The sequence below is a fragment of the Streptococcus sp. SG1 genome (assembly GCF_030439935.1).
Taxonomy (GTDB): Bacteria; Bacillota; Bacilli; order Lactobacillales; family Streptococcaceae; genus Streptococcus; species Streptococcus gordonii.
Window position 1 is genome coordinate 1 of sequence record NZ_JAQFJC010000001.1, and the last position, 23,834, is coordinate 23,834.

At 39.1% G+C, this 23,834-nt stretch carries 23 protein-coding genes and 1 other RNA gene; 3 read left to right on the plus strand and 21 right to left on the minus strand.

The features are described 5' to 3' along the window. Positions 1-210: 210 nt before the first annotated feature. The 3 genes from raiA to PCY06_RS00015 form a co-directional block, all read right to left on the minus strand. Entirely contained in the window at positions 211-753 is a 543-nt protein-coding gene (gene raiA / locus PCY06_RS00005) for a ribosome-associated translation inhibitor RaiA (RefSeq protein WP_012000104.1), read from the minus strand. A gap of 84 nt (positions 754-837) precedes the next feature. Continuing rightward, entirely contained in the window at positions 838-1,503 is a 666-nt protein-coding gene (locus PCY06_RS00010; RefSeq protein WP_061596056.1) for a ComF family protein, read from the minus strand. Further along, positions 1,500-2,801 (minus strand): DEAD/DEAH box helicase, encoded by a 1,302-nt coding sequence (locus PCY06_RS00015; RefSeq protein ID WP_082307130.1) that lies wholly within the window; start codon positions 2,799-2,801, stop codon positions 1,500-1,502. Before PCY06_RS00015 ends, PCY06_RS00010 begins: the two co-directional genes overlap by 4 nt. Before the next feature lie 55 nt (positions 2,802-2,856). Between PCY06_RS00015 and PCY06_RS00020 the strand changes: the two genes are divergently transcribed. Beyond that, positions 2,857-3,489 carry a YigZ family protein gene (locus PCY06_RS00020; RefSeq protein WP_045772978.1) on the plus strand — a complete coding sequence of 211 codons (633 nt, stop codon included), beginning with the start codon at positions 2,857-2,859 and terminating at the stop codon, positions 3,487-3,489. 97 nt (positions 3,490-3,586) lie between these two features. Continuing rightward, on the plus strand, positions 3,587-4,516 hold the full coding sequence (cysK, locus tag PCY06_RS00025; RefSeq protein ID WP_061599612.1) for a cysteine synthase A: 930 nt from the start codon (positions 3,587-3,589) through the stop codon (positions 4,514-4,516). Positions 4,517-4,549: 33 nt separating this feature from the next. Here the strand turns inward: cysK and PCY06_RS00030 are convergent, their stop codons facing one another. From PCY06_RS00030 to PCY06_RS00090, 13 genes are all read right to left on the minus strand, one after another. Next, a complete protein-coding gene (locus PCY06_RS00030; protein WP_012000099.1) occupies positions 4,550-4,936 on the minus strand; it encodes a S1 RNA-binding domain-containing protein in 387 nt (128 codons plus the stop codon). Next, positions 4,933-6,336, minus strand: coding sequence for a bifunctional Cof-type HAD-IIB family hydrolase/peptidylprolyl isomerase (locus tag PCY06_RS00035; RefSeq protein ID WP_082307131.1), 1,404 nt, complete (start codon positions 6,334-6,336; stop codon positions 4,933-4,935). Before PCY06_RS00035 ends, PCY06_RS00030 begins: the two co-directional genes overlap by 4 nt. An 87-nt stretch (positions 6,337-6,423) precedes the next feature. Further along, on the minus strand, positions 6,424-7,056 hold the full coding sequence (locus PCY06_RS00040) for a response regulator transcription factor (protein ID WP_082307132.1): 633 nt from the start codon (positions 7,054-7,056) through the stop codon (positions 6,424-6,426). A gap of 1 nt (position 7,057) precedes the next feature. Next, on the minus strand, positions 7,058-8,059 hold the full coding sequence (locus tag PCY06_RS00045; RefSeq protein ID WP_082307133.1) for a sensor histidine kinase: 1,002 nt from the start codon (positions 8,057-8,059) through the stop codon (positions 7,058-7,060). After that, the gene (liaF, locus tag PCY06_RS00050; RefSeq protein WP_045506061.1) at positions 8,056-8,754 is read right to left on the minus strand and encodes a cell wall-active antibiotics response protein LiaF; all 699 of its coding nucleotides are present in this window, start codon (positions 8,752-8,754) and stop codon (positions 8,056-8,058) included. Before liaF ends, PCY06_RS00045 begins: the two co-directional genes overlap by 4 nt. A 172-nt stretch (positions 8,755-8,926) precedes the next feature. Further along, complete coding sequence (gene pknB, locus PCY06_RS00055) at positions 8,927-10,780, minus strand: Stk1 family PASTA domain-containing Ser/Thr kinase (RefSeq protein ID WP_045772973.1); 1,854 nt, start codon at positions 10,778-10,780, stop codon at positions 8,927-8,929. After that, entirely contained in the window at positions 10,777-11,517 is a 741-nt protein-coding gene (locus tag PCY06_RS00060; protein WP_082307774.1) for a Stp1/IreP family PP2C-type Ser/Thr phosphatase, read from the minus strand. The genes pknB and PCY06_RS00060 overlap by 4 nt, the downstream gene beginning before the upstream one ends. A 20-nt stretch (positions 11,518-11,537) precedes the next feature. After that, positions 11,538-12,851 carry a 16S rRNA (cytosine(967)-C(5))-methyltransferase RsmB gene (gene rsmB, locus PCY06_RS00065; protein WP_082307134.1) on the minus strand — a complete coding sequence of 438 codons (1,314 nt, stop codon included), beginning with the start codon at positions 12,849-12,851 and terminating at the stop codon, positions 11,538-11,540. Beyond that, positions 12,841-13,776 (minus strand): methionyl-tRNA formyltransferase, encoded by a 936-nt coding sequence (fmt, locus tag PCY06_RS00070; RefSeq protein ID WP_061596060.1) that lies wholly within the window; start codon positions 13,774-13,776, stop codon positions 12,841-12,843. Before fmt ends, rsmB begins: the two co-directional genes overlap by 11 nt. 12 nt (positions 13,777-13,788) lie before the next feature. Continuing rightward, positions 13,789-16,170, minus strand: coding sequence for a primosomal protein N' (locus PCY06_RS00075; protein ID WP_082307135.1), 2,382 nt, complete (start codon positions 16,168-16,170; stop codon positions 13,789-13,791). Between the two features lie 120 nt (positions 16,171-16,290). Then, positions 16,291-16,605 carry a DNA-directed RNA polymerase subunit omega gene (gene rpoZ, locus PCY06_RS00080; RefSeq protein WP_008808589.1) on the minus strand — a complete coding sequence of 105 codons (315 nt, stop codon included), beginning with the start codon at positions 16,603-16,605 and terminating at the stop codon, positions 16,291-16,293. Positions 16,606-16,629: 24 nt separating this feature from the next. Then, positions 16,630-17,256 carry a guanylate kinase gene (gene gmk / locus PCY06_RS00085; protein WP_045505966.1) on the minus strand — a complete coding sequence of 209 codons (627 nt, stop codon included), beginning with the start codon at positions 17,254-17,256 and terminating at the stop codon, positions 16,630-16,632. A 114-nt stretch (positions 17,257-17,370) separates the two neighbouring features. Beyond that, positions 17,371-18,978 (minus strand): ribonuclease Y, encoded by a 1,608-nt coding sequence (locus PCY06_RS00090; RefSeq protein WP_082307136.1) that lies wholly within the window; start codon positions 18,976-18,978, stop codon positions 17,371-17,373. 230 nt (positions 18,979-19,208) lie between these two features. Here PCY06_RS00090 and PCY06_RS00095 point away from each other — a divergent pair, with 230 nt between their 5' ends. Next, positions 19,209-19,691, plus strand: coding sequence for an S-ribosylhomocysteine lyase (locus PCY06_RS00095; RefSeq protein ID WP_008808586.1), 483 nt, complete (start codon positions 19,209-19,211; stop codon positions 19,689-19,691). Between the two features lie 56 nt (positions 19,692-19,747). Here PCY06_RS00095 and PCY06_RS00100 read toward each other — a convergent pair whose 3' ends face one another. From PCY06_RS00100 to PCY06_RS00120, 5 genes are all read right to left on the minus strand, one after another. Beyond that, the gene (locus PCY06_RS00100) at positions 19,748-21,160 is read right to left on the minus strand and encodes a cell division site-positioning protein MapZ family protein (RefSeq protein WP_048778745.1); all 1,413 of its coding nucleotides are present in this window, start codon (positions 21,158-21,160) and stop codon (positions 19,748-19,750) included. 5 nt (positions 21,161-21,165) lie between these two features. Further along, on the minus strand, positions 21,166-22,323 hold the full coding sequence (locus PCY06_RS00105) for a class I SAM-dependent RNA methyltransferase (protein WP_060970917.1): 1,158 nt from the start codon (positions 22,321-22,323) through the stop codon (positions 21,166-21,168). A gap of 160 nt (positions 22,324-22,483) precedes the next feature. Next, positions 22,484-22,849, minus strand: an RNA gene (gene rnpB / locus PCY06_RS00110) — RNase P RNA component class B. A 14-nt stretch (positions 22,850-22,863) separates the two neighbouring features. Then, a complete protein-coding gene (gpsB, locus tag PCY06_RS00115) occupies positions 22,864-23,214 on the minus strand; it encodes a cell division regulator GpsB (protein WP_012000085.1) in 351 nt (116 codons plus the stop codon). Positions 23,215-23,283: 69 nt separating this feature from the next. Beyond that, positions 23,284-23,811 carry a DUF1273 domain-containing protein gene (locus tag PCY06_RS00120; protein ID WP_060970916.1) on the minus strand — a complete coding sequence of 176 codons (528 nt, stop codon included), beginning with the start codon at positions 23,809-23,811 and terminating at the stop codon, positions 23,284-23,286. Between the last annotated feature and the right edge of the window lie 23 nt (positions 23,812-23,834).

Sequence of the window (23,834 nt, forward strand, 5' to 3'; positions counted from 1 at the left end):
TCTCTATGTCACCCTGCACTTGGTTCGTCTTGTTCAGTTTTCAAAGGTCTTTGCCTCCCTCGGAGACAACTATCTTAGTATATCATCTACTCGCTAAACTGTCAACTACTTTTTTGAACTTTTTTTAGCTTTTTTTAAAATTAATGTTTTAAACCTTTCTTTAATATATAATCAAAAAGCTGGACAGTGGTCCAGCTTTTCTAAAACTCATTATTTTACCTCAAGTAAACCAAGATCTCCATCTTCTCGACGGTAGATGACATTTGTTGTGTTATCATCTACATCCGTATAAATGAAGAAATCATGTCCCAGCAACTCCATTTGAAGAAGTGCTTCTTCTAAATCCATCGGTTTCAAATCAATGTGTTTTGAACGAACAACTTTTGCAGGTGCTTCATCAACTTCTTCTACTACTGCATCTGTAAAGATTTGACTTGTTGAAACTTTAGTTCTATTTTTTCTTTCAATTTTAGTTTTATTTTTGCGAATTTGGCGTTCAATTTTATCAACTACTAGGTCAATTGAGCCATACATATCTTGTGAGATATCTTCAGCACGAAGAGTTATTGAACCAAGCGGAATCGTCACTTCGACCTTAGCCGTTTTTTCACGGTAGACTTTAAGATTTACACGTGCATCAAGTTCTTGATCAGCTTGGAAGTATTTTTCAATCTTTTCCAGTTTAGAAACTACGTAATCACGGATTGCTTCTGTTACTTCAAGGTTTTCACCACGGATACTATATTTAATCATATAAGTACCTTCTTTCTAAACATAAAATTTTTCTTTTTATATATTAATTATAACGCTTTCATTTTTTTTTTGCAAATTTTTTCCTTACCTTGCTAGTGAAAATGTCATGATTTCTTTCGCTCCGTTTTCAAATAATGCCATTTTTGCATCCTGTAAAGTTGCACCTGTTGTATAGATGTCATCTACAAGTAAAATTTTTTTCGGGATTTTCGTATTTTCAATCATGTAAAAGTTACCTGTGTTTTCTAATCTCTCTTTTCTGTCTTTACTTGACTGAGTCTGGCTTTCTTTTTTCTTTAATAGTTCTTGGTAAGGTATCTGTGCAGCTTCAAGCAATCCAGACACTTGATTGAATCCTCTCGTTTTCATCTTACTTTCACTTAAAGGAATGCTTAAAATTGTGTAGCTTTGAAAATTTTTTAACTCTTTTCTTAGGCTTAAGGCAAATACATTTCTTAAAAGATAATCTCCTTGAAATTTGTAGCGACTAAAATAGTCTTTCATTGCTTTATTATAAGTGTACAAACTTTTGTGTGCTACTTCTAATCCTCTTTCCTGCCAGTATTGACAATCTTTGCACAATTTTTTGTCCCCAGCTTTATAACAGGTTGGACAATGTTCTTCTGGAATTTCTTCGAAGGAATTTAAGCACTCTTGACAAATGTCATTTTCTTTTCTTTTTAATAGTAATAAATCCATAAAATTCAACTGCTCTTCTAATATAGCTAAGCAGATTAGACATTGTTTCATAAGCCAGCCTCTCTGTTCATTGCTTTAATTTCATTGATTGCTTTTTCTATCTGTATATTAGTGCCATCATGGAAAAATAGTAAGTCACCTGTCGGTCGTTCCATACTTCTTCCCACTCGCCCGCCAATTTGTACTAAAGCACTCCTTGTAAAGAGACGATGGTTAGCTTCTAAAACAATTACATCTACACAGGGAAAAGTAACCCCTCTTTCTAAAATTGTAGTTGTAACTAGTATACTTATTTTGTTATCTCGAAAATCTTGCACTATTTCTAATCTATTTTCCGTTGTAGAGGCTACAAAACCTACATTTTCTTCTGGAAAATATTTTTGTAAGACTTGCTTTATCTCCTGCCCTTTTTTAATTTCTGAAGCAAAAATTAAGAGTGGAAATTTTGTTTTTCTTTGTTTTCTCAGATACTTGACTAACTTGGCTGGTAGTTTTTCTCTTTGGAGGTCTTTATTTAGACCAGAAAGCCATACTTTTTGTGGGATAATCAAGGGATTTCCATGAAAGCGTCTTGGCAAACTTAATCTTTTCAAAATTCCTTTTTGGACTTTTTTATCAAGCTCATCAGTTGACGTAGCCGTTAGGAATATTGTAGTTCCTTCATTTTTTACTGCTTGCTCGACAGCATGATAGAGCACAGGGTTATCTACATAAGGAAAGGCATCTACCTCATCAACAATGAGTAAATCAAATGCCTGATAAAATTTTAGTAATTGATGAGTTGTTGCAATCACTAAGGGACTGCGTGAATAGGGGTCGGACTCCCCATGCAATAGGGAAATATCACATGAAAAATCTTCTTTTAAACGCCGGTAAAGTTCCAAACAGACATCTATCCGAGGACTAGCTATACAGACAGCACCTCCTTGATCTAACACCTGAGCAACCACTTGATATATCATCTCTGTTTTTCCTGCTCCAGTTACAGCGTGGACTAAAGTATCCTGCTTATTTTGTACTCCTTCAAGTAACCCTTTAGAAACTCTTTCCTGATATTCTGTCAATTGGCCAAGCCATTTCAAACTCGATATAAAAGGAAAAGACTCTTGTGGAAAAAAATAAAGATCTTCGTCACTACGCACTCTCCCTAGAAGAATGCATTCTCTACAATAATATGCACCAATTGGCAATAAATATCTTTCCTTATCAATCTGACTGTAGCAGCGAGAACAAAAGAGTTCTCCCTTTTTTTCAAAAATTGATGATAGTCTTTTAGCTTTCTTAAGTAGTTCAGGAGGTAACTGTTCTTTAGTAAAAATTCGCCCTAAACAATCTTGCAATTCTAACATATCTTTTTATTCGTATTTTCTTGGAAAAATCCTTGATTTTTTGTACAATGAAATCATGGAATTTAAAACTATCAAAGAAAATGGTCAAGTTGAAGAGGAAATCAAAAAATCTCGTTTTATCTGTCATGTAAAGCGGGTAGAATCTGAAGAAGAAGCCAGAGACTTTATAAACACCATAAAAAAAGAGCACTACAAGGCCACTCATAACTGCTCTGCCTTTATTTTGGGAGAAAAAAGTGAAATCAAGAGAACTAGTGATGACGGTGAACCAAGTGGTACTGCTGGTGTTCCCATGCTGGGAGTCTTGGAAAGTCATCAGTTAACCAATCTTTGCGTTGTCGTAACTCGGTATTTTGGCGGAATTAAATTAGGCGCGGGAGGATTGATTCGAGCTTACGCAGGAAGCGTCGCTCTAGCAGTTAAAGAAATTGGACTGGTAGAAATTAAAGAGCAAGTAGGATTGAGACTTCAGTTGTCCTATAGTCAATATCAAGAGTATGCTAATTTTTTAAAATCTGAAAACTTAATGGAATTTGATACGGAGTTTACGGATTCTGTAGCTACCACTATTTTTGTGAATAAAGAAGATCAAAATAGAATTGAGGAAGGCCTGATCGAATTTTTCAATGGTAAAGTTCAGTTGAGTAACCAAGGAATTCGTCAAGTAGAAGTTCCTATTATTTCTTGATATAAAAAAAAGCTATGATAGCCATAGCTTTTTTATATTTTACAAATTCCAATTTTCATTTTATACTTTTCTTAATTCTATTTCATGAGGTGTACTTATGTCTAAAATCTATAATAACATTACCGAACTAATCGGAAATACTCCCATTGTCAAACTTAATCATTTAGTTCCTGAGGGAGCTGCTGATGTATACGTGAAGTTAGAAGCCTTTAATCCAGGATCTTCTGTCAAAGACCGTATTGCTCTCAGTATGATTGAGGCAGCAGAGCGTGATGGACTTCTTAAACCTGGATCAACTATTGTTGAAGCAACCAGTGGAAACACTGGAATTGGTTTGTCTTGGGTTGGAGCAGCAAAAGGCTATAAGGTTGTTATTGTCATGCCTGAAACGATGAGTGTTGAGCGTCGTAAAATCATCCAAGCTTATGGAGCTGAGTTAGTCTTGACTCCTGGAAGCGAAGGAATGAAGGGAGCTATTGCAAAAGCACAGGAAATTGCTGAAGAAAGAAATGCGTGGGTGCCACTTCAATTTAATAATCCTGCTAACCCTGAAGTACATGAAAGAACTACTGGTGTAGAAATTCTAGCTGCCTTTGGTGATACTGGATTGGATGCTTTTGTTGGTGGAGTCGGAACAGGAGGAACTATTTCAGGAGTTTCCCATACCCTTAAAAAAGCAAATCCTGCAATTGAGATTTATGCGGTTGAAGCAGACGAATCTGCTGTTCTATCTGGTGAAAAACCTGGACCACATAAAATCCAAGGACTTTCTGCCGGCTTTATCCCTGAAACCCTCGATACTGATGGCTATGATAAAATTGTGCGAGTTACTTCTGAACAGGCTTTAGACTTTGGCCGTCATATTGGTGGCAAAGAAGGGTTCCTCGTTGGTATTTCATCTGCAGCAGCAATTTATGCAGCAATTGAAGTTGCTAAAAAACTAGGGAAAGGTAAAAAAGTTCTAGCCCTTGCTCCAGATAATGGTGAACGCTATTTGTCAACTGCTTTATATGAATTTGACAAATAATTTTACAAACGAATGATAAATAAAAAAATCATCCTAACATTCAGGATGATTTTCTTTTTCATCTTTTTGATTAGATAGAAACTGGAGGGCTTCCTCAGTCCATGTCGGAATACTCTTAGCAAGAGGGGCAAAGCCAAACTTATGACGGTCATTCGAAAAGCGATGACGCTTAGGTAGGCGATGTTTTTCTTCTTCCAAAGTTCTCATTGATAGGCTAGCCTTCTTAGTATATTCATCGAAATCAAGGACTTGCACTTGCACAGTGTCTCCTATGGCTAGAAGATCATGAATATTTTCTATGTATCCTGTTTTAATTTCGGATATATGAATCAATCCGGTAATACCAGATTCAAGTTCAACAAAGGCACCATAAGGTTGGATTCCTGTAATGGTCCCCCTTAATTTATCGCCAATCTTCATTCGTCTTCAACCTCAATTGTCTCGATAACAACATCTTCAACTGGTCTATCCATCGCTCCAGTCTCTACCTGAGCAATCTTATCCAAAACTTGATAGGATTGTTCGTCTAGTAACTGACCAAACACTGTATGACGACGATCCAAGTGTGGTGTACCACCTTTATTTGCATAGATTTCTGCGATAGGTTCCGGCCAGCCCCCACGACTCAATTCTTTTGCTGAGTACGGCAGATTAGAATTTTGAACGATGAAGAACTGACTACCGTTAGTATTAGGTCCAGCATTGGCCATAGAGAGCGCCCCGCGAATATTATACAATTCTGGCGAAAATTCGTCTTCAAATCTTTCGCCATAAATCGATTCGCCACCCATTCCTGTTCCTGTGGGATCTCCACCTTGAATCATAAAATCTTGAATAATACGGTGGAAAATAACACCGTCGTAATATCCATCTTTTGACAAAGCGATAAAGTTAGCTACCGTTTTAGGAGCTTGTTCTGGGAACAGGACCAATTTCATGTCACCTAGATTTGTCTTGATTGTTGCAAAAGGCCCTTTGTTTTTTTCCATTTCCACTTGTGGAAAGTTTAATTCTTTTTCTACCATACCTAATTTCTCCAAAGCATCAAAGATGCCATCTTCTTCTACTGTTTTTGTAATATAATCTGCTTTTTCAATAATTTTTGGATGCGAGTGCCCCATAGCAATACTCATGCCAGCATAGTCAAATAGCTCTAGGTCATTCAACTCATCACCGAAAACCAAGAGATTTTCAGGTTTTAAACCAAGTTTTTCTATAACCTTTTGGACTCCTGTCGCCTTGGAACCAGCAATCGAAACGACATCTGAGGAATTCGGGTGCCAACGAACCAAACGTAAATCTCCTGATAAATCTGCAGGTAGCTGTAAACTATCTCCTTGATCCTCAAAAGTCCACATTTGATAAATCTTTTCTGACTGGTAAAAGTCAGGATCGACAGGTAAATCCTGGTAAACAACATCAATGGCTTGATTAATCATTGGACTGCGAGCCGAAAGAGCGGCTCCATGACTGCCAACAAGCCCGTATTCAATCCCAACATCCTTAGTCCAAGCAATGTACTTCTCTACTATATTTTGGGGAATTGCTTGCTCACTAACGACTTGTCCTTTTTTATCTTCTACATAAGCACCGTTTAGGGTCACAAAAAAGTCAGGTTTTAGTTCACGAATCTCGGGCACCACACCAAAAATCCCACGACCTGAAGCGATCCCTACCAGGATACCTTTTTCTTTCAGAGTCTTAAATACTTGTTGGATACTCGCCGGCATATAACCTGTATCTTTCACCCTCAAAGTATCATCAATGTCAAAGAAAACAATTTTAATTTTCTTAGCCTTGTATTTTAATTTTGCGTCCATATATCCCTCTTTATTTGCGATGTTCCCATTATACCATAAATACGACCAGAGGACTGCTCTCAAAATCGGAAGACTTTTTCTTCCTTATCAGAAGTCTTCCTGAGGAACCAAGTGATGCTGAAAGGCATAAACAACCGCTTGAGTCCGGTCACTCACTTCCAATTTTGACAAGATATTAGAAACATGAGTTTTTACTGTTTTCAGAGAAATAAAAAGCTCATCTGCAATGCGTTGATTTTCATATCCCTTGGCTAGAAGCCCCAAAATATCTCGTTCTCGAGCGGTTAAATCATCATGTAATTCAATGTGATTGCGATGGTACTGAACTTTTTTACTGACTTCTGTTTCAATCGCAATTTCTCCTCTAGCTACTTTTCGGACAGCATGTAAGATCTCATCTGCACTAGATGTCTTCAGCATGTAACCTTTAGCTCCAGCATCCAGAACAGGATAAATCTTTTCATTATCCAAGTAGGAAGTCAAAATCAAAATTTTTGCCTCTGGCCAAGTTTCTAGAATAGCCATAGTAGCCTCGATACCATTCATCTCTGGCATAACAATATCCATGATGATGACATCTGGTCTCAGCTCCAAAGCCTGCTCAACTCCCTCACGGCCATTAGAACTTTCTGCCACCACTTCAACATCTGCTTGTAAGTCTAGGTAGCTTTTTAAGCCCAAACGAACCATTTCGTGATCATCTACTAATAAAATTTTCATACTAATTCTCATTTCTATCTAGTAAAGGTACTCGAATATCGATTGAAACCCCTTGTTTAGGAGCAGTCAAAATCTGAATTTCTCCTGCCATATCATGAACTCTCTCTTCAATATTTTTCAGACCATAACTTATTTCGTCTAGCTTTTCTCTGTGAAAACCAATACCATTATCAGCCATTTTCAGTTGAACTTCGTGTCTGCTCTGATATAAGTAGACGTCTAAACGACTAGCCTTGGCATGTCGAAGTGTATTGCTAATAATCTCTTGCGCAATTCGAAAGATATGTTCTTCAATCTGTCTAGGGATGGAATCAACTCTATGTTCAAAGTTGACTTCGATCTCACTCTTATCAACTAACTCTTTCAAGATCACTTCCAAACCTTCGACCAAACTTCGACCTTCTAATTCTGTAGGCCGAAGATGTAGTAGCAAGATTCGCAAATCTTTTTGGGCAGTATCCAAAATGGAAGACACTCCTTTTAATTGCTGCTCTACCGCTTCTTTTTCCAAAGTTCCCAGTTGACCTGAGACACCAGATAGAATCATATTCGCTGCAAAAAGTTCCTGACTAACCGTATCATGGAGATCTCTAGCGATACGGCGACGTTCTTTCTCAATAATCACCTCTTCATTTTGAAGAACTTGATTTTCAGACTTCTGCAGATTTTCTGTTAACAATGCCATCTTAGCAACAATTTTTTCAAATCCGTAATCAATATCTTCCTGATTACTTTTCTCAACTTCTTGGCCATCTAGAATATTTCGAATATTTCTTCTGATAGATGTTAAGGTTACAATCTGTACAAACTTCATAATCAGCAAGAGTAATATAGTCAAGGAAAGAGCTAAAAAGAAAATGAAGAAGATAAATTTTTGTAGCGTTTCAAAATCTTCCAGAACTGTTTGCCATTGAAAACCGAAAAGGCTGAAGACATATTGAACGATAACGGCCAAAACAAGAAAGGAATAAAAGAAGAGTATAAAATAATAAGATTTCCTCATTTGCGAACGACCTCAACATTTCCAATAAGACTGGCAATAACAATTTTAACGCTTTTATTGGCTCTGTCAAAATCTGGTGTAGTCAGAGAAATACTTTCATTTCTCAATTCTCGAACAGTCTGTCCTAAAAAGGAGAGTTCCCCATATAAGCTATTAACCTTTAAACTGACTGCCACATCAACTGGAACAATAATTTTTGTATCGCCAATCCCTTTTCGCAAGATAATAACATTATCATGATTGGTTAAAATTACCTCTTCCAGATGAATAGTATCTTTCCCTACCATTCGAAAAAGGTTAATATCGTCAAATCGGCAACTATCGTGGGAGGAAAAATGATGTATATCCCCAAGCCAACGATTTTTCTCTTTTTTTACAACTGTATCTTGCTCAAAAACTAGATGTGTCGCTTCATTTTCTCTGTATATATAGGGCGAAGCAACAATCAGACCATAAACAACAGCAAATAGAACTGCTGCAATGACAAATGGATTGAGCATAATAATAAGAAAAAAGAGAATGGAAGCTGTAACTAGGAAAAAGTTACCTCTTTGCCTGCCAAAATAATAATAGAGAAAGAGCAAAAACAAAATTGAGAGAAGGACAAGTCGAGAAAAATCGCCTGCAACAACCGTAATAAAAGCCATTGTCAGTAAAATTGCTTCAATTAACACAAAAAACTGAATCTTTCTCATCATACTTATCCTTTCTACTTTTCTATTTCTATTGTATCAAATTTTACTATTTTTTCCTCAGACCTGAGCATGAATCCTAAATTTCTAGACCTCAGCTCAATCCTTATTTATTCCAGAAAATCTCAACTTTCAGAAGTAGGCCATAAGAAAAGCAACCAAGGAGGTTGCTTTTTTAATCACCATGTGTCGAACTTGATGCTGAAGTTTCATCCTCTGAAGAACTTGACGATGACGTATTCTTACTACTTGATGAGGAGTTAGAATTCGAACTTGAGCTAGAACTTGAACTTTGAGTAGTTGCTTCAGTTACATATAAGGTTACTTTTACCTTCTTAGGATTAACTGGTCCAGTTGCTGGAGATTGTGATGTCACCAAATCAGATTGACTCGACACAACTGAACGATCCACGACTCTTTCAATGTTACTAGATGGAATTCCTAGAGAAATCAGATAATTCCGAGCGTTTGCATAAGTATATTGAAGGCTACCAAAGTTTGGCATTTCAATCGTTGATACTGCTTTGGCTACTTTTAAAACAATCTTCGTATTTGAAGTGAGATCATAGGTAGCTCCCGCAGCTGGTGTCTGTTCAAAAATTGTTCCTTCTTCTGCATCGTTTGTTTCAACTTCTTCAACTTTAATATTGTTTTTTGGAACTTTTAGAACATCCGTGAGCCTTTCAACGGCTTGGGCAGTAGTTTGACCAGTATAGTCTTCCATGATCAGCGTTTTAGCTCCCTTAGAAACAACTAAATTAACCGTACTGCCTTCCTTTCTCTGAGTCCCTGCCACTGGATCTGTTCGAATAATCATTCCAGAAGCTACTTCATCACTATTCTCTTCTATTTCTTCGCCAACTTTTAAATTGACTTTTTCAATCGCTTCTCTAGCTTCAGCAACTGTCTTGCCAGTAACATCTGGAACCTGCTTATTAGATGGTGTTAGATAGAGCAAAGCTAGAAAAGCAGCAATGACCAGAAATACTGCAGCTAACAAAACCTTGTATCTAGCTCTCAAATGATGCTTTTTCTTAGGTTTTGTTGGCGGTGCAACTTGAGGGACTTTCTGTTCAACATCTGTAGCTGGATCATTATTTACTCTAGAAGCTACAGGAGGTGTAACTTGCGGAATCTTTGGAAGTGTCTTAGTATCCGCTTTTACCGCGTCATCAAACATCAGTTTCTTTTCATTCCGTCTTTCAGGTGATAAACAACTAGACAGATCTACATACATATCCGAAACACTCTGATACCGGTCTGTCAGCTTTTTAGCGGTAGCCTTAATAATAACATTTTCCAAAGACTGCGGAACATTGGCGTTTTCAGCAATAATGGACGGCAATGGTTTTTGGAAATGTTGTAGAGCGATCGTCACTGCACTATCCCCATCATAAGGAATATGACCAGTCAGCATCTCATAAAAGATGATCCCCATCGCATAAATATCGCTTTGGAAAGTTGCTTTCGAACCACGCGCCTGCTCAGGAGACAAATAATGGACACTGCCAAGCATGGAATTTGTTTGGGTCAAACTTGTTTCTGCAAAGGCAACCGCAATCCCAAAGTCCGTTACCTTAGCATTTCCATCAGGTGTCAGGAGAACGTTTTGCGGTTTCAAATCTCGGTGAACAATCCCACGAGCATGTGCCAAACGCATGGCTAAAAGAATTTGCCCCATAATTCGAACGGCCTCTTCGTTCGACAAAGGAGAGTGTTCCTTGATATAACGTTTGAGATCCAAGCCAGCTACATATTCCATAGCCAAATATTGCTGGCCGTCTTCTTCACCAATATCGGTGACACGAACGATATGTGGATGGTCCAAATCCGCCATGGCACGCGCTTCTCGTTGGAAACGTGCAACAGCGATAGGATCCGTCTGGTAATTGGTTCTAAGAACCTTAACCGCCACTTCTTCACCATCTAAAATCAAATCCTTGGCAAGATAGACATCTGCCATCCCGCCTCGGCCAATTTGTTTGATGATTTTATATCGCCCGGCAAAAATTTTGCCGATTTGAATCATGCTTCTTCCTCCTTGTCAAAGTACACAAGAGCTACTGTAATATTGTCCAGACCTCCTGCATTATTGGCAAAGCGAATTAAAGTTTGAGCTTTTTCTAGCAAAGTAAGATCACTTTTTAGAATATCATAGATTTCACTTCCGGCTACCATATTTGATAAACCATCACTGTTAATCACGATATAGTCGCCCTCTTCTAAAGTGATTATTCCAAAATCAGGCTGAATTTCATCTTTTTGTCCGATGGATTGGGTAATGATATTTCGTTGGGGATGACGTTCAGCTTCTTCAGCTGTAATCTGACCAGCTTTCAAAAGAGCATTGACTAAAGAATGGTCACTTGTTAGTTGTTTGTACTCTTCTCCACGGACCAAGCCGATACGGGAATCCCCTATGTGAGCATAAATTGCTTGATTGCCAATAATCGCAATGGCCTCAAGTGTCGTTCCCATTCCCTTGTATTCGTCTGATTGTCCAACTTCATGAATCTTTTTATTTTCTGCTTCTAAGTGCTCAGCAAACCAATCTCTCACACCATTGACAGAATCAATCTGCGTATCGACCCAAGCAGCACCCAAGTCTGTCACGGCCATTTCACTTGCAATATTTCCAGCACGGTGACCGCCCATACCGTCTGCTAGGACAATCAAAGGCATCCCAGAACGATTTACAAAATGATTTACAAAGTCTTGATTATTTGTACGTTTTTTACCAACATCTGTTAATAATGCTATTTCCATTCTGTTAGTATCCTCCTCTTTCAAGATATTCTCCTAAACTGGCTGATAAAAAAGCCATCGCTTCCATATAATTCGGGAGTAATTAAAATACACCCATCTTTTAGAATATCTTTTCTTTCATGTTTTAAGTTTACCTGCTCAAAGTTAGGATGTTTCTCTAAAAATTTAGAAACTACTTGACTATTCTCTTGTGAAAAAATAGTGCAGGTACTATAAGCTATTATACCACCTTTTCTCAAACTTTGACAAACACTATCTAGTATCTCTAGCTGAATTTTTTGTAAAGAGAGAAAATCTGCATTTTCTTTGTTATATTTGATATCCGGTTTTCGCCGTAAGAGACCAATTCCCGAACACGGAGCATCTACTAAAATCTTATCAAAGGCATCCTTACCGAATTTCTGATAGACTTCTCTAGCATCAAGCTTTTTTGTTTGAACTTTATCAGCAAGACCCAACCGAGTAGCTGCTTCTTCGATCAATTGAAGCTTATGCTCATACAAGTCTAGGGCTATGATTTCCCCAGTATTCAAATATGAAGCCATATGAAGAGTCTTTCCACCAGGCGCACTGCAAGCATCTAAGATTCTTTCGTCACCTTCAATACATAAGGTTGGAGCTACTAGCTGACTAGATTCATCCTGAATTGTAATTAGGCCAGACGTAAACAATTCGTGACCAGCAAAGTGACCTTGATTTTTAACCAAAGCAGACGGAGCTAAGAGAGAATCTTCTGCCTGTAAAAGTCCTTTTAGTTCCTCTTTACGAGCCAAGTCTGTCACACGAATACTGGCTTTATTCCGCTCAAAAAGACTCGCTAAAATTGCCAGGGCACGTTCTTCACCATACTCTTCTATTAAAGCCTTAACTAGCCATACTGGCGTCGAATATTGGATAGAATAGCGCTTGTTCTTCCGTTTAATCGTTTCAACGTCAGCTACACCTTCACGTTCTATCCGACGCAAAATAGCATTAACAAACTTATCGCTTCCTAGCTTTCGTTTTTTAGCTAGTTCAACAGCTTCATGAATAAGAGCGTGATTTGGAATCTTATCCAAATACAGCATTTGATAAAGACTCAAGAGCAAGAGAATGTATAGCCAAGAGTCTAGTTTATCCCGGTCTTCAATTAGATGGGACAGATACCACTCAAGGGTCAGCTTACGAGCAACTGTTCCGTAGACAAGTTCTGTCACTAAACTTTTATCTTGTTGAGAAAGCTGAACCTTATTGAGAGCCTTATTGAGGGCAATATTCGAGAAAGCTCCTTGATCAAACACCTCTTCTAACACCTCTAAAGCCACCTGTCGCGCACTTTTTCTTCTAGTTTCCAAACTTATCTCCTACTGCTAAGTTTCGGCCAGCACCATTCAAAAAATCTGAGATAGTCATTTTGGGTTTTCCAGCTGGCTGAACTGTCTTAAGGGCGAGTGCCCCTTCTCCAGTTGCAACAAGTAGCTGCCTTTTCCCAATCTCTAAAATCTCTCCTGGCTGACCATCTCCATCTGCTAATTCTGCTTCATAAATTTTAAATCTTCCGCCCTGCCATAGAGTATGAGCTACAGGCCAAGGATTCATCCCGCGTATCTGATTAAAGAGTTGACGGTTGGTCTTGGTCCAATCCAGTCTTTCTTCTTCTGGCCTGATATTTGGTGAGAAAGTAACCTGACTTGGATCTTGAGCTTCAGGCTGAATGTCGCCAGCAAGATAAGCCGGTAATGTGTCCAAAAGCAAATCTCGACCAACAATGGCTAATTTCTCAAACAAAGTGCCAACATTATCCTCATCAGTGATTGGAATACTTCGGCGGGAAATCATATCTCCTGCATCCATCTCCTTAACCATCTCCATAATAGTCACACCAGCTTCCTCATCACCTTGAATCAAAGCATAATGAATTGGGGCGCCACCACGATGTTTGGGAAGGAGGGAAGCGTGAACGTTGACTGCAAAGTCCATGCTTGCAAGAAGTTTGCTTGGAAGGAACTGTCCAAATGCTGCAGTTACAATTCCGTCAGCACCTAGATTCATAATAGCTTCCATTTCTGGACTTCCAGATAATTTCTCCGGCTGATAGATTGGCAACCCATAAGATAAAGCCACTTCTTTCACTGGCGTCATTCTAATTTCTTTTTTTCGACCTACTGCTCGATCTGGCTGAGTCACAACAGCCAAAACTTCGTATTGGTCACTTTCCAACAATCCCTTTAAGACCGTAGCAGAAAAGTCAGGCGTACCCATAAATATTAGTTTTATCATACTTATTTCCTTTTACATAAAGTTTTGTGGTTCGTTATCAATGCTGAAACGCAAGTCCTTGTTATCCCGTTCCTGCGTCCATTCCAAAATCTTATTTAAAGTTTCTTGCAAATTATCTTCAAAACGATATTTTACTAAAATCTGATAATGAAAAAGATTATGTGTACGGGCAATTGGCTTGGGTGTAGGTCCCAGTATTTTAACCTGATCAGACAGACCCTGCTTCAAAATATCCAAAACTTGATAGGATTTTTTTACTAAAAATTCTTCATCTTTGTGGGATAAAGTCAAGCCAACTGTAAAATAATAAGGCGGATAGCCAAGTTGCCTGCGAATATTCATTTCATAGCTAAAAAAGCCTTCATAATCTTGCTTTTTAGCATACTCTATAGCATAGTGGTGCGGGTTGTAGGACTGAATCAAAACTTGGCCTTCCTTTTCAGCGCGGCCTGCTCGACCAGCTACTTGAGTCAAAAGCTGGAAAGTCCGCTCAGAAGAACGAAAGTCTGGTAAATTCAGGGCTGTATCCGCATTTAATACCCCAACCAAGGTTACATTTGGAAAATCCAAGCCCTTAGCAATCATCTGGGTTCCCAGCAAGATATCAGCTTCTCCTCGCCCAAAAGCTTCTAAAATCTTTTCATGACTGCCTTTTTTTCGAGTCGTATCCACATCCATTCTCAAGACCCGCGCATCAGGAAAGGCTGTTTTCAACTCATCATAGGCTTTCTGCGTCCCCGTTCCATAGTAGCGCATACTGCTGCTGGAACAGTTAGGGCAGGCATAGGGGATATCTTTGACAAAACCGCAGTAATGACAGTTCATGGTCTTGGTATCCATATGAAGCGTTAAAGAGATATCACAGTTTGGACAAGTGTCCACTGTCCCGCATTCTCGGCACATAATAAAACTTGAATAGCCTCTGCGGTTCAACATGAGAACAACTTGCTCCCTTTTATCCAAACGCTCTTGAATAGCCTCTAAAAGTGGAGGGGTAAAGTTCTTAGCTTCATTTTGACCAATATAATCTCTAAAATCGACCACTTCAACTTGTGGAACCTTGGCTAGAGGATTGGCTCGCTTAGTCAGCCTTAAAAACTGATACCGCCCCTTTCCTGCTCTAGCTCTGCTTTCCAAACTTGGTGTTGCTGACCCCAGAACTAAAACCGCCCTATTATACTGAGCTCGGAGAATAGCAACTTCTCGAGCATGGTAACGCGGATTAGAATCCTGCTTGTATGAAGACTCGTGCTCCTCATCAATGATAATCGCACCAATATTTTTGAGAGGGGCAAAGACAGCTGAGCGCGCGCCAACAACGACCTGGGCTTCCCCTCTTTCTACCTTACGCCATTCGTCATATTTTTCACCATTAGACAAACCAGAATGAAGGATTGCCACCTGTTGGCCAAAGCGGGCAATAAAACGATCCGTCATTTGTGGAGTCAGAGAGATTTCAGGAACCAGCATGATAGCAGTTTTCCCTTTTTGTAAGACTTGTTCAATTACTTGAAGATAAACTTCTGTCTTGCCACTTCCTGTAATTCCTTCTAGCAAGATCGGATTCGCATCTTGGCCAATCTTCTCAGTTATCGCAGCGACAGCGTGCTCTTGCTCACTATTGAGCTCTAATTCTTGGTCCTTTCTCTCTCTTTCAAAATAGCTTGCTGTTCGACTGACTTCTTTTTCCTCGACAACAATTGCATTTTGGTCTATAAAATATTGAACCAATTCTCTAGAAAATTTTTCCCGCAAATCTGCCAGCAACTGTACTTCGTTTTGCTTCAGTAAATACTCTTTTAAATCCTGCTTTCTTTTGGCACGATTGGATATAGGCATTTCTACTAAGAAATTATGATCTACCTTATACCATTTCTCTGTTTTGATTCGTTTTTGATCTGTTGCCTGATACTCCATACGAATCCGTCCTAATTGGCTCAAGCGCATAAAGGTTGCTTGCCGTTCCTTATCTAAATCAGAAAAGCGAAGACTAGCCTGTTCACCAAAAATCTCTTGTCTCTCCTCTAAAGACATCGCTTCCGTCGGATAGAGTATTTTGTCGTAGGAAGAGTTAAGAAAATTAGGTAACATGGCTTTTAAAATGGAAATTTTGTAAGAGAAGACTGTTTTACGTAGCTCATCTGCCAGCCAGAGTTGCTCTTCGTTTAAAACCGGACTAAAATCAAGAACTTCCACAAGTTCTTTTAAGCCAAAGCCCTCTTCCTCCTCAATAGCAAGAACAATCCCTTGAATCAAACGATTGGCCTTTCCAAAAGGAACATGAACCCTCATCCCGACTTGCAAGGTTTGAGAAAACTCTTGAGGAACTGCGTAACTGAAAGGTTTGTCAGTCTGCATCAAGGGCACATCTACGATAACTTTAGCAACTAGCATTTCCTCTCCTTCCTTTCTCACTTTTAAGTATTAGCTAATTATTTGCTCAAAAATATACGTCTCTCTATTATACCGAAAAAATAGCTGGAATAGAAAAAAGAAGATTGAGTTTCCCCAATCTTAAATCTTTTCGCCTTCTTCTTTTTCTTTAGCGATTTGTTCTTTAATTTTACGCTCTTCTTCTTCCTTACGCAAGCGTTCTTCTTCTGCACGGCGACGAACAGCCTCACGTTTTCCTTCTGGATCTGGGTGAATCGTTACATTTCCAGACTCAATTTCTTCCAAAGCTCGAAGAGTTGATTTGACAGATTTAAAGTCCTGAGTCGGTGTAGCTCCAGCCTCAAGCTCATGAGCACGTTTTGCTTCTAAAATTACCAATGAATACTTTGATGGTACCTTATCCAACAAGGTATCGATAGACGGTTTTAACATCATAATTTTTTACCTAATTTCTAATCTTTATCTTACTGTTGCAGAATTTTTTACCATGTCTTGATAGTGGCCAATCACGCGATCCACACGGAAATGCTCCGCCTCAATCACTCGCTTAACTCTTTCAGCTGCTAGACTGACCTCATCATTTACGATAGCATAGTCATACTCACGCATGAGGGCAATTTCTTCCTTCGCCTTCTCAATCCGCTTAGCAATGACATCTGCACTGTCCGTCCCGCGACCAACCAAACGGTCTTGTAATTCTTCCAAATCCGGAGGTGTCAAAAAAATAAAGACAGCATCTGGAACTTTTTTCTTGACCTGCAAGGCACCTTGCACCTCAATTTCCAGGAAGACATCGATTCCTTTATCCAAGGTCTCGTTGACATAGGTTAATGGCGTCCCGTAGTAGTTACCGACATACTCAGCATACTCCAACATCTGGCCTTGGCGGATCAACTCTTCAAACTCTTCGCGAGTTCTAAAGAAATAATCCACACCGTCCACTTCACCTGGACGTTGCGGACGTGTCGTCATGGATACAGAATATTGAAATTGGTTTTCTGAGCTTTCAAAAATTTCACGTCTAACCGTTCCTTTTCCTACACCAGATGGTCCAGAAAAAACGATTAACAAGCCACGTTCCGTCATTTGGTCTCCTTCACAGTCTTTTACCTAGTGTAACAAAAAACAAGAGATATTTCAACTGCTTTTTATGATGATTATAAGCTACTGAAAGAAAAAAACAGCTCGAAAGCTGTTTCTCTACTTAGCATAATCAACGGCACGCAATTCACGAATGACCGTAACCTTGATATTTCCTGGATACTCCAGATTATTTTCAATCTTCTCACGAACATCATGTGCTAAAATCGTCACCTTATCATCCTTGATCTTTTCAGGATGAACCATGATGCGGATTTCACGACCCGCCTGCAAAGCAAAGCTTGTCTTAACACCATCGAATTCATTCGCAATTTCTTCTAAGTCATGCAAGCGTTTAATATAGCTCTCTAGTGACTCGCTACGAGCACCCGGACGAGCAGCGCTGAGCGCATCCGCTGCAGCAACAATGACTGCAATCACGCTTTCAGCTTCTACATCTCCATGGTGGCTAGCAATGGTGTTGACCACAACTGGATGTTCCTTGTACTTACGAGCGAGCTCGGTACCAATTTCAACGTGACTTCCTTCCACTTCTCGGTCAATTGCTTTTCCGATATCGTGAAGGAAACCAGCCCGGCGTGCCAGAGTTGCATTTTCACCAAGTTCACCAGCAATGACTCCTGCTAACTTCGCCACTTCAATTGAATGACGAAGGACATTTTGTCCATAAGACGTGCGGAATTGCAATCGTCCCATGATCTTCATCAAATCAGGGTGAAGGTTTGGAGCTCCAATTTCATAGGCTGCTGCTTCCCCATACTCACGAATACGATTATCAATTTCCAAACGGTTCTTCTCGACTAGCTCTTCAATACGAGCTGGATGAATCCGTCCATCTTTGAGGAGGGCTTCCATCGTCATACGAGCAATTTCACGGCGAACAGGATCAAATCCAGATAGGGTTACAACGTCTGGAGTGTCATCGATAATGACATCAATTCCTGTAAGACTTTCAAAAGTGCGGATATTGCGTCCTTCACGACCGATAATCCGTCCCTTCATAGTATCATCAGGCAAGTGGACCGTTGAGTTGGTCTGCTCAGCCACATAATCACCAGCAATCCGCTGCATGGCTTGAACCAAGATATCTTTGGCCATCTTGTCAGAGCGTTCTTTAACCTCTTGTTCAGCCTCACGAATACGCATCGCAATTTCTTTGGTTAGCTTTTCCTCTGTTTGAGCAAGAATCAGATCACGTGCTTCGTTCTGCGATAGTGAAGCAACTCTTTCTAGTTCAGCTTCTTTTTGTTTTTCAAGCTCAGCTAGTTGTTCTTCCCGCTCATCAATGTATTTAGTTTTATCTGAAAGACTTTGTTCTTTCTGCTCGAGCAACTTCTCTTTGTTGGTCAAGTTATCATCTTTTCGATCAAGGCTAGCTGCACGTTCTGTCAAACGACTTTCTGTTTGTTTCAGCTCTTGACGCTCAGACTTAAACTCTGCCTCAACTTCTTCTCGATATTTTCTGGCTTCTTCTTTTGCCTCCAAAAGTGCTTCTTTTTTAAGCGAATTAGTCTCGCGTTTTGCATTTTTCAAAATGATATCTGCTTCACGCTCGGCCTGACCGCGTAAATTCGTTGCTTCTTGTTCAGCATTCAAAAGAGTAAGTTCCGCGGCTTCTTTTGAAGATTTCATTCGAGCCGAGATGCTTACATATCCAATGACTAAACCAATGATGACGGCAAAAACAAGAGCGAAAATCATTTCCATGTTTTTACCTCATTAATTTATTTTAAATTGAATTCGAAAATTCTTAATTATTTTATCATAAATTTGATAAATTAACAAACTGATTTTGGTAAAAAAGAGAGCGATTTCTTATATTATTTTATTAAGTTTTTGGCAAAGCCTTGTGCCATCTTATTCTTGTCAAAAATTATTTTTTTGCAAAAATATTTGATATAATCGAACTATAGAAATTGATTACAAAGGAGACTTTTATGTCTAAAGAAGTTATTGTTGAAAGTTTCGAGCTTGATCACACAATCGTTAAGGCCCCTTATGTACGACTCATTGGAGAAGAAAGCGGACCAAAAGGAGATGTCATTTCCAATTTTGATATCCGACTTGTCCAGCCCAATGAAGATTCCATTCCAACTGCAGGTCTCCATACCATTGAACACCTGCTGGCCATGCTTATCCGTAAACGCATTGATGGAATGATTGATTGCTCTCCTTTTGGTTGTCGAACTGGTTTCCATATGATCATGTGGGGACGTCATACCCCATCCGAAATCGCCCAAGTGATCAAATCATGCCTTGAAGAAATCGCTGAAACCACTACTTGGGAGGACGTCCCTGGAACTACGATTGAGTCTTGCGGAAACTATAAAGATCACAGCCTTTTTTCTGCCAAGGAGTGGGCTAAATTAATCCTCAAACAAGGGATCTCAGATAACGCTTTCGAACGCCATGTCATTTGATCCTTTAATAACAAAAAAATCTCAAGACTAATTTTTTAGCTTGAGATTTTTTATTTCTAAAAGTCTAAAGAATCCGCATAACCCGGACCATTTCCTACAAAATAACCTGTTTTACAGTTAATACTAAAGAGATAGGTTCCGTCTGGCTTAAAGAGATTATAGTAGCCATTTCCTTTTATAATATTAACACGTTCGATGATATATTGATCGCCAGTAATATAGCCACGTTCCCGTGAAATTTTTAAGATTTTTTCCAAAATACCTGGATTAAAGACCCAAGCGGAATTATTGACATCATCAATCACAGCCTGATTATAAGGAACACGGCTTAGATTTCTCTGCAAAGGAACACCAGTGCTGGACAGTCCTCCATATCCAGTAGAACCACCCGTGATTACGCCTTGATCCGCATTATTAGTGGTCGGTGCTGTTGGAGTGGTTTCAGCAGGTGCTGGAGCTGTGTTGGAAGGAGTTCCTTGACCTCCAGCTGCTTGAGTGACTGTTTGCTGACCCTTTCCTTGACTAATGGCAGAGCTGATTAACTTATCTAAATTATCATTACCCGTTTTAGTTTCAGTAAAAGTCGCGTCTCCCTTAACTTTTGCATTGGTATCTAAAACACCATCTTTGATCGCAGCCGTTTCAAACTGAGAATTGACTGCTTGAATTGCTGAGATTTGTTTTACTAGATTATCATATTTAGCCTTAGCAACCGTATATTCCTTATCATTTTTCAGGGCTTCAAGTGCCGTTTTTAATTGATCCAAGTTGGCAAAGCTACTGTTTTTAATAGCCAATTTATTCTTATCAGTAAAGAAAGAATCATACAAATCATTAAATTTTTTCAAAGCACTGTTTTCAGAACTTGAACTACTTGAACTAGTCTTTTTACTTGCTTGACTGCTGGAGCTCGTTACTGTTTTGCCTGCCTGATTACGATTCATCGCAAAATACGCAGTTGCCGCAATTCCAGCTACAGCCAGAAGAGCTACTAGGGCATAGATGACCTTTTTACTACCAGAGCCTGTCTTTTCATCATCTTCTTCATAAGAATCCTCTGTAACTGCTGTAGATACTGGAGCAACAGGCTCTAAGTCCACCTGAGTCTTATCTTCGGGCTCGTCAGAAAAGGCCTGGCTGACCTCAGCTTCTAACCCAGGACTCTTAGGAGAAGCTATAACTTCTTCTTTCATCTCATCGGTTGAAACTGTTTCTTTTTTCGCTTCTTCAGCCTGTTCGTCTTGTTTCTTTTGAGCTTGGACGGTCGCTGTATACTTTCCAGCTTCAATTTCTTGACGATGCTGCTTGATATATTTGTCTAAAACACTATCATCTTCTTTGACGCCAGCTTCTAATTCTTCACTTTTTCTGGCAGCCTGACCAATAGTCATTTCCTTAGCTTCTTCAAAATCTAAAATAGATTCTTGCTCTTGGCTTTCAGGCTTTTTATTTTCCTTACTCATAGTCATCCTTTCTACTCTTCAAGTTTTCGTTTGACTCTTTGTCCAAAATATTGATATAAATCAACCTTCAAGGTTCCATTATAGAGTTTTCTCTTTTTATCTGCCGGACTTCCATATTTACTTTCAAAAGCCTCATCACTGGTCAGAATAAATTTACTCCATGTTTCCAATGGTGCAAAAGTTTGCCCCATTTCCTGGTAGAGCTTTGTAACAGCCGTATCATCCAAAAGCCGTTCTCCATAGGGAGGATTTGAGATAATCACACCATTGATTTTATTAGTGTGCAAGTCTTGCAACCTCATTTGCTTAAAGCAAATACAGTCTGCCACCCCAGCTTCCTCAGCATTCTTCTTAGCAATGTCAATCATACGTGCATCCAAATCTGATCCAGCAATATCCAATTGAATATCCTGCTTAATTTGCATACGAGCATCAGCTTTTGCTTTCTGAATTTGTGCTTGATCTATCCAATTCCATTCTTCAAAAGCAAAAGAACGATAAAGACCAGGAGCAATATTTTTACCAATCAAAGCAGCTTCTATACAAAAAGTTCCAGAGCCACATGTCGGATCAACTAAAGGTTTATCAGGATACCAATTGGATAAGAGAAGAATGGCAGCTGCCATATTTTCCTTAATTGGTGCTCCACCCTTATCGGTCCTATAACCACGCTTAAACAAGCTGGTCCCCGTCGTATCAATCATAACTGTCGCCAAATCTTTTAAGATAGAAACTTCAATCTTAAATTCAGGTCCATTTTCCATAAGGGGAACCCCTTCAGGACGCGCATAGTGTTTCTGCAACTTCTTCACAACGGCTTTCTTAGAAATTGCCTGAACGCTGGGTTCATTGTGAAGTTTGGACTTGACACATTTCGCTTTCGAAATAGGAAATTTTGCGCCTAAAGGTAGGTAGTTTTCCCAATCAAGTGCAAAGACACCTTGAAAAAGCTCTTCAAAAGTCTTGGCAGGAAAAGTCCCAACAATGATTTTGATCCGATCTGCCGACCGTAACCAAAGATTGGTTTGAATAATAGTTTGGACATCTCCTTCGAAACGAACTCGACCATTTTCAACCTGACAATCGATTCCAAGATTTCTAATTTCACGACCAACTACTGCTTCTAGACCTGCTGCAGCTGTCGCTATTAAGTCAAATGTTTTTTTCATTATTTCCTCAAAACAAAGGGGAAGCGTCTATCCATATACTGAGATAGCCGACTTGAGATTTACTTAGATCAGGAAAAGTTACTATCCCTAACTTTTTAAAGTAAATTTCACTATAATTAGAGGCTAAGAACCAAGCCCTAGCCTCCACCTATATGCAATTTTCTATAAGCCATGTTTTGTTCCAGAAATGACTAGGCACCATTTCCTTCGATAATCATCTGTCTACTGTTTCCAGTCAGAATGCAATGTTCGTTTCCACGCATTCCATGCCCCGACCAAAGTTTGGGTTGCTAGCTTGAGGGGTTTACCGCGTTCCACTTCTTGTGTTTCCACAAAAACTACGTCACTGTGGCACTTTCAGGCCTACTCCAGCATATCAAGAGACTTAGCTGTTTCACCCGCCGTAACGGAAAAATCCGTCCCTAGGCTTATTGTTTCGCCTAGCACAAACACTACCGGCATCACAGCCAGTGCTAGCATGGACTTTCCTCATGAAAAATAACTTCTCATGCGATTATCCAAAAATTGCACGTCTTATAATTATAATTGATTTAATTCGCTCGCTTGGATTTGTTTACCGAACACTTCTTTTTCCAAACGGCTTAGTCGTTTCAAGATATCAAAATTGGTAATTGTCGTTTGAGTTGTGTCTCCAAATGACTGATGAACCTGAGAAGCAGTTGAATTTGGAGCTTCCTGCATACGCTTAGAAAGTTCTTGTTTTAAACGGCTATTTTCTTCACGCAATTCTTTCACTAAAGCTGAGTAAGTTTCGTAGTCTTTGATCACATCATCTAAAAACTCATCCACTTCTTGCTTACTATATCCACGTACTGCTGTTTTAAAATCTTGATCAAAAATATCTTTAGGTGTAAAAATAATACTAGCCATTTCTCTCTCCAATCTGGTTTATTATTATCATTATATACGAAAAGGAAGAGAAAAATCAAGGTATAAACTTTAAATTTCAGAAAAATTTTCCGCCAGCTCATTTAAGTCATCAAATGTTAATTTTTTGATATGATATTGTTCATTTTCCTTCATCATTCGGTAAAGATACTTGAGCTTTGTCTCATTTTCTTCATCGTAAAATAGATAAGCTCCGTCTGTGCTCTCTAACAAAAATTGATTATAAGTCCGAAACTGACTTGGATTTTCATAGCTTGGATAAGCATATTTGATAAAATCAACATTTTTAAAGTTAGCCAATTTTTCTTGGTTAACCTCATTCCAATTTTCACCTTGGTTTTCAAAAATAAAAATCGTCGCCAATTGGAAATTATATTCTTCCTGTAATTCCTTAGCAACTTCCAGAACCCAGACCTCAAAGCCCAAATTTCCTGTGAAAACCAGCCATTTCATGCCATTTTCTAAGAGATAAATTAAATCCCTACGAATAGCTGCTTTGATAATTTTCAAGCGTTGATCCTTGTCTCCAAAGATTCCTAAATCAAAGGCTTTATAGCCTACAACAAGTACACTGACCATTTTTTATCCTTTTACAATGATTT

Bases quoted from the DNA above. Each gene is read 5' to 3' on its own strand.
- gmk (WP_045505966.1), bottom strand. From the start codon at position 17,256: ATGACGGAACGTGGCTTGTTAATCGTTTTTTCTGGACCATCTGGTGTA.
- gpsB (WP_012000085.1), bottom strand. From the start codon at position 23,214: ATGGCTAGTATTATTTTTACACCTAAAGATATTTTTGATCAAGATTTT.
- PCY06_RS00075 (WP_082307135.1), bottom strand. From the start codon at position 16,170: ATGCTAGTTGCTAAAGTTATCGTAGATGTGCCCTTGATGCAGACTGAC.
- PCY06_RS00015 (WP_082307130.1), bottom strand. From the start codon at position 2,801: ATGTTAGAATTGCAAGATTGTTTAGGGCGAATTTTTACTAAAGAACAG.
- PCY06_RS00040 (WP_082307132.1), bottom strand. From the start codon at position 7,056: ATGAAAATTTTATTAGTAGATGATCACGAAATGGTTCGTTTGGGCTTA.
- pknB (WP_045772973.1), bottom strand. From the start codon at position 10,780: ATGATTCAAATCGGCAAAATTTTTGCCGGGCGATATAAAATCATCAAA.
- PCY06_RS00010 (WP_061596056.1), bottom strand. From the start codon at position 1,503: ATGAAACAATGTCTAATCTGCTTAGCTATATTAGAAGAGCAGTTGAAT.
- rpoZ (WP_008808589.1), bottom strand. From the start codon at position 16,605: ATGATGTTAAAACCGTCTATCGATACCTTGTTGGATAAGGTACCATCA.
- PCY06_RS00105 (WP_060970917.1), bottom strand. From the start codon at position 22,323: ATGAAAAAAACATTTGACTTAATAGCGACAGCTGCAGCAGGTCTAGAA.
- PCY06_RS00020 (WP_045772978.1), top strand. From the start codon at position 2,857: ATGGAATTTAAAACTATCAAAGAAAATGGTCAAGTTGAAGAGGAAATC.
- PCY06_RS00090 (WP_082307136.1), bottom strand. From the start codon at position 18,978: ATGGAAATGATTTTCGCTCTTGTTTTTGCCGTCATCATTGGTTTAGTC.
- PCY06_RS00030 (WP_012000099.1), bottom strand. From the start codon at position 4,936: ATGAAGATTGGCGATAAATTAAGGGGGACCATTACAGGAATCCAACCT.
- PCY06_RS00120 (WP_060970916.1), bottom strand. From the start codon at position 23,811: ATGGTCAGTGTACTTGTTGTAGGCTATAAAGCCTTTGATTTAGGAATC.
- PCY06_RS00035 (WP_082307131.1), bottom strand. From the start codon at position 6,336: ATGGACGCAAAATTAAAATACAAGGCTAAGAAAATTAAAATTGTTTTC.
- cysK (WP_061599612.1), top strand. From the start codon at position 3,587: ATGTCTAAAATCTATAATAACATTACCGAACTAATCGGAAATACTCCC.
- fmt (WP_061596060.1), bottom strand. From the start codon at position 13,776: ATGATAAAACTAATATTTATGGGTACGCCTGACTTTTCTGCTACGGTC.
- PCY06_RS00045 (WP_082307133.1), bottom strand. From the start codon at position 8,059: ATGAGGAAATCTTATTATTTTATACTCTTCTTTTATTCCTTTCTTGTT.
- PCY06_RS00100 (WP_048778745.1), bottom strand. From the start codon at position 21,160: ATGACTATGAGTAAGGAAAATAAAAAGCCTGAAAGCCAAGAGCAAGAA.
- PCY06_RS00095 (WP_008808586.1), top strand. From the start codon at position 19,209: ATGTCTAAAGAAGTTATTGTTGAAAGTTTCGAGCTTGATCACACAATC.
- PCY06_RS00060 (WP_082307774.1), bottom strand. From the start codon at position 11,517: ATGGAAATAGCATTATTAACAGATGTTGGTAAAAAACGTACAAATAAT.
- liaF (WP_045506061.1), bottom strand. From the start codon at position 8,754: ATGAGAAAGATTCAGTTTTTTGTGTTAATTGAAGCAATTTTACTGACA.
- raiA (WP_012000104.1), bottom strand. From the start codon at position 753: ATGATTAAATATAGTATCCGTGGTGAAAACCTTGAAGTAACAGAAGCA.